3 protein-coding genes are annotated in these 2,206 nt (G+C 43.6%); all 3 read right to left on the reverse strand.

From position 1 onward, the window contains the following. Window positions 1-53: 53 nt before the first annotated feature. On the reverse strand, window positions 54-605 hold the full coding sequence (locus H6S82_RS30130) for a class I SAM-dependent methyltransferase (RefSeq protein WP_190464439.1): 552 nt from the start codon (window positions 603-605) through the stop codon (window positions 54-56). A 170-nt stretch (window positions 606-775) separates the two neighbouring features. Next, the gene (locus H6S82_RS30135; protein WP_190464438.1) at window positions 776-1,201 is read right to left on the reverse strand and encodes a hypothetical protein; all 426 of its coding nucleotides are present in this window, start codon (window positions 1,199-1,201) and stop codon (window positions 776-778) included. 59 nt (window positions 1,202-1,260) lie between these two features. Beyond that, window positions 1,261-2,206, reverse strand: a 946-nt coding sequence (gene secF / locus H6S82_RS30140; protein ID WP_191057240.1) for a protein translocase subunit SecF, incomplete at its 5' end; no start/stop codon positions are given.

Raw genomic sequence — 2,206 nt, forward strand, 5'->3', positions numbered from 1 at the left:
TCAGATTACCTAATTAGGTGGGCATTGCCCACCCTACGTTTAATTATAAGTAATTAGGGAGAGAAATTTTTAATTTTATAAAAACGCGATCGCACGCGATCGAACACAATCTCGTCCAAGCAAATCCATCCCCATTCAGGCTTTAGCTGAGGACGCTTGTGGGGTGTAATAATTACCATTGAGTTGGCAATTAAACTCAACTGGTAAACTAATAAAGGCAGGCGCGATTCTTCCACCAAATGCAAAGCAAAACTGCAAATTATAATGGTATAATGCCTATCACAAAGAATTCCGGATGCAATCTCTTCAAACGTATATTTTTCTGCTTGCTTTCCCGTTCGTTGCAAGTAGGCATTGTACGTATATGGATCGATACCATCAACATACGTAGCTCCCAAACTTTTCAGCGCTAAAGTAACTTCGCCGCTACCGCAAGCTAAATCCAAAACTTTGTGCAAATTCAACTGCCATTTTTCGACAGCTATTTGTAGAACTTGTTGAATGGCAACTTCGTGAGGATTCCTGTATTCATCGCCAAATTGCTCGTAAAAACCTTTAACGCTGTATTCTTCGTATCCTTTTCTAATAGATTGGCGATTAGTCATTAGTCAGTTGTTAGTTGTTAGTTGTTCTGTACTACTGACTGAAAAAAAGGAGTTTCAAGCCTCTCATTTCAAGGCGAATCATCAAAAAATTTGGCCGAATTTCAACCCCCGTCCTATTATTGCCCAGCCAATCCAAAATCCAAAATCTAAAATCCAAAATTGACTGATAGCTACCCATTCCCCACCACCCACTTCCACAGAGGATGAGTCGAACCTTGTTGACGAATTCGATTGACTTGTTTTTCCAGACGTCGCTGTTCCTCCTGTGGCATTCCCACTAAAATATTACGACTTTGCCAGATGAGAACAGCAGCAGTCATCCCGACACATAAAGCCAATCCCATTGCTGGTAAGTGATTGTAAGCAATACCGTATTTAACGGCTGTCCAGGTGAAATGCTGCTGCAATAAAGTAATTTCATATCGCAGTTTCCACAAGCTCAAGGGAGCTACAGTTAACCAAAGCAAAGCAACGATCGACCACCTACCCCAGACGGTGAGATTGTGCAATCGCTGCACTTGCTTTTGGAACTTTGGGTCAAGGCTGGCGGTTCCTATTTCATCTGTTAGTTCGGATTTGTGTTCCGGTCTATCCATAGGGATTTTACCCGCAAAGTGTGGGAAGGTTTTAGATATCCTGCACCAGATCTTAACGTTCAAACACTGCTGGCATCATTGGAACTGGTAGCATCAACCTGACTTAACCCTTCTGCGGGAGCGGGGATACCGCGACCGGTGCGTTCTCTCCACCAAGCTAACAGAGAACTGGCAATGAAGATACTGGAGTAAGCACCTGTGCTAAAGCCGATAATTAAGGCAAGAGCAAAGTATTTCAGGGTTTCTCCGCCAAATAGGAAGATGGAAAGCAATGTTAGCAATACAGTTAATGTAGTGTTGATCGATCGCGCCAACGTTTGATTGACCGCATCATCTACAATATCAGCGATCGCACGATTGCCATCTTTGCTGATAATTTCCCGAATTCTGTCGTAAATAACCACAGTATCGTTAACTGAAAAACCGATAATCGTCAGCAAAGCGACTATAAATAAACTATCGACTTCCACCCCCAGGACTACACCGAAGATAGCGAAAAAGCCCGCCGTCAGCCAAACATCGTGAAACAGAGCGACGATCGCAAAAATGGCGTAGTCCAACTCAAATCGGACGGTCATGTAAACGATAATACCGAAAAACGAAATCATTAAAGCTAACAAACCCGTACTGAGGAGCTGCCGTCCGACTGTAGGCCCAACCGTATCGATTTGAGTTTTATTAGGATCGAAAGTGCCAATTTTTTCGCTGAGATCCTTTTCTAGCTGCGTGCGTTGCTCGACTTTCAAATCTCTTTCTTTTGTCCGCACAGAAAGACCGTACTGACCTACCACTTGGATGCTGCTATTAGTTAGACCTTGAGCATCTACTATTTGCCTAACTGTGCCTACGTCGATCGGTTTGCTGCAATTATTCGGTATTTGACAATCCAATTCATATTGCAGTCGCGTCCCACCAATAAAATCCAAACCCGGACGCAGAGGTGAGCCAATTTGCGCCCAAGAAACCAGCATAGCAATTAAACCGCTGATGAGGCTAGCGGCAGAG

The sequence above is a fragment of the Planktothrix sp. FACHB-1355 genome (genome assembly GCF_014748295.1).
Lineage (GTDB): Bacteria > Cyanobacteriota > Cyanobacteriia > Cyanobacteriales > Aerosakkonemataceae > Aerosakkonema > Aerosakkonema funiforme_A.

What these genes read in the sequence shown, in the direction of transcription:
- H6S82_RS30130 (WP_190464439.1), bottom strand. Translation starts at nt 605, where the DNA reads ATGACTAATCGCCAATCTATTAGAAAAGGATACGAAGAATACAGCGTT.
- H6S82_RS30135 (WP_190464438.1), bottom strand. Translation starts at nt 1,201, where the DNA reads ATGGATAGACCGGAACACAAATCCGAACTAACAGATGAAATAGGAACC.